Annotated in this window: 1 protein-coding gene; it reads left to right on the top strand. The window is 63.7% G+C overall.

Features of this window, described 5'->3' with window-relative positions:
* Nucleotides 1-378: 378 nt before the first annotated feature.
* Nucleotides 379-2,367: a PHA/PHB synthase family protein gene (locus WDW90_RS36360; protein WP_336492601.1), complete on the top strand. Its 1,989-nt coding sequence runs from the start codon at nucleotides 379-381 to the stop codon at nucleotides 2,365-2,367.
* Nucleotides 2,368-2,406 lie beyond the last annotated feature (39 nt).

Below are 2,406 nucleotides of genomic sequence, written 5' to 3'. Positions count from 1 at the left end.
CGTCGCGAAATAGGATAGCAGTTTCGTCCGGAAACGTACAACAAGGACCGGCCTCACTGAGCGTATCACGCAGCGTTTCTCGGGACTCCAGCCGTATCAACCAACCCGAATGCACTCGGCGACATCCCTCAAGTACTGATCGTCGTTGCCGCCGCTCTGCCAATCCTTTTCGGCCCCTGGAAACCGAGGCCAGCGATCTCCTGAGGCGCCGTGCCACTCGACGACCGACCAGGTTGGCGGGGCCGTATCGATCGGATCGATCGGCCTCGGATGGTTGTTGACGGGTCAGACGCTGCAGGAGCCTCAGCGGCTGCGACAGGCCACGAGTTCGGCTGTTGAAGCCGCCGCTCTGGCAGATAAAGGCTCCGGAGGAACCCCATGGCGAACCAGAACACGGGCGGAGGTCGAGCGCAGTCGGGTCGGAGCGAGGAGGCCCAGGAAGGGAGTGCTCACAGCCGGGGAACTGGCGCAGGCCGGCCGAGCCCGGACCAGATGCTGGGTATGTGGACTTCCTGGATGGAGCAGCTCTCGGCCTCCCCTCCGGCTGCACAGAACCCGGCCTGGCCGCAGTGGCAGAACGCGCCCGACTCGCTTGGCCTCCCCACCTTTCCCGGCAGCGCTGACCAGCTCAGCAAGAGTCTGGCGGACGAACCGCTGCTGCGCTCCATCGACCAGATCTGGAACGCCAACCCGCTGCGGGAAGTGGTGCCGGTGGACTGGGCCGAGATCGCCTGGGCCTTGCGAACCGTCTGGCTGCGCTCGGTCGGAAAGCCGAGGGCAGCCCTGTCGCTCCTCGACTTCAATCAGGCATTGTGGCGCTCCACCGTCAACGTCTGGCAGGAGGCGGGACAGACCTGGCTCGGAATGCTCGGACTGGCCAAGGACGGCGATCAAGCTACCGTGCCGGCAGACAAGCGCTTCGCCGCTCCCGAATGGCGAACCAACCCGGCCTTCCTGGCGCTGAAGGAACTCTACCTTCTCGCATCTGACTGGCTGTTGGAGCAGGGTGATGTCGCTGATCTCGAGGAAGCCGAGCGGCAGCGCCTCAACTTCCATCTGCGGCAGTTCGTCGATGCAATGAGCCCCGCTCTCATGCTGATGTCGAACCCGGTGGCGCTGCGCAAGGCGATCGAGACGGGCGGCGCCAGCTTGGCGGACGGGGCTCGCAACCTGCTCACTGACATCACGGCAGGCCGCCTCAGTATGGTCGACGCGAAAGCGTTCGCGCCAGGACGCAACCTGGCTTTGACGCCAGGCAAGGTGGTCCACCGCAACAGGCTGATGGAGCTGATTCAGTACTCGCCGACGACGGAACAGGTTCACCGCACGCCGTTGCTGATCCTGCCGCCGTGGATCAACAAGTACTACATCCTCGACATGCGGCCGAAGAACAGCATGATCCGCTACCTAGTCGAGCAGGGGTTCACCGTATTCGTGGTCTCCTGGAAGAATCCTGACGCGTCAATGGATGGCATCGGCATCGAGGACTACATCGACCTCGGTCCACTCGCAGCCAGCGACATCGCCCGCGAGATCACCGGCAGCGCCAGCGTCAACGTCATGGGCTATTGCATCGGCGGTGTTCTCCTGACCCTGACGCTGGCCATCCTTGCGGCCAAGGGCGACACGCGGTTCAACTCAGCCAGCTTCATGGTCTCGCCGCAGGACTTTTCACGAATCGGGGATACGGCGGTGTTCATGGGCGAGCCGACCTTGGACCTCGTCGAGCAGCAGATGATGGAGCGTGGTTATCTCGACAGCCGGGAAATGAGCAACATGTTCAGCCTCCTGCGGTCGAATGACTTGATCTGGGCGAACGTGGTCAACAACTACCTTCTTGGAAACAGGCCTGCCGCCTTCGATCTTTTGTATTGGAACAGTGACGGGACACGCATGACCCGGGCGGCGCACAGCTGGTACCTGCGCAACACTTATGTGGAGAACAACCTGATCAAGCCCGGCGAGATCCGCCTCAAGGGTGAGGCTGTCGACCTGAGCCGCATCGGCCAGGATGTCTATGCGGTGGGCTGCGAGAAGGACCACATCGTGCCCTGGGACTCGGCGTGGCGCGTCACGCAGCTATTTGGCGGAAGCGTGCGGTACGTGCTTGCCTCCAGCGGGCATGTGGCCGGCATCATCAACCCGCCGGGCGGCAAGGGCGCCTACCGCACGCGCGAGGACGGCATCGCCGCAAGCAGTCCAGAGGAGTGGCTGCAAGGCGCCAAGCGCCACGGGGGCAGCTGGTGGCCGGACTGGGTATCCTGGCTCTCTGCCCGTTCCGGCCGGAAGGGCAAGCCGCCGCCTTTGGGCAACGCACAGTACCCGCCTCGTGCCGACGCACCGGGAACCTACGTGCTGGAGACGTAGGATCAAGGCTCCAGGCCCTCAGCAATTGCGAACAGTTAG

Source organism: Methylobacterium nigriterrae (assembly GCF_037106235.1).
Classification (GTDB): domain Bacteria; phylum Pseudomonadota; class Alphaproteobacteria; order Rhizobiales; family Beijerinckiaceae; genus Methylobacterium; species Methylobacterium nigriterrae.
This window is presented reverse-complemented; position numbering and strand designations above follow the sequence as displayed.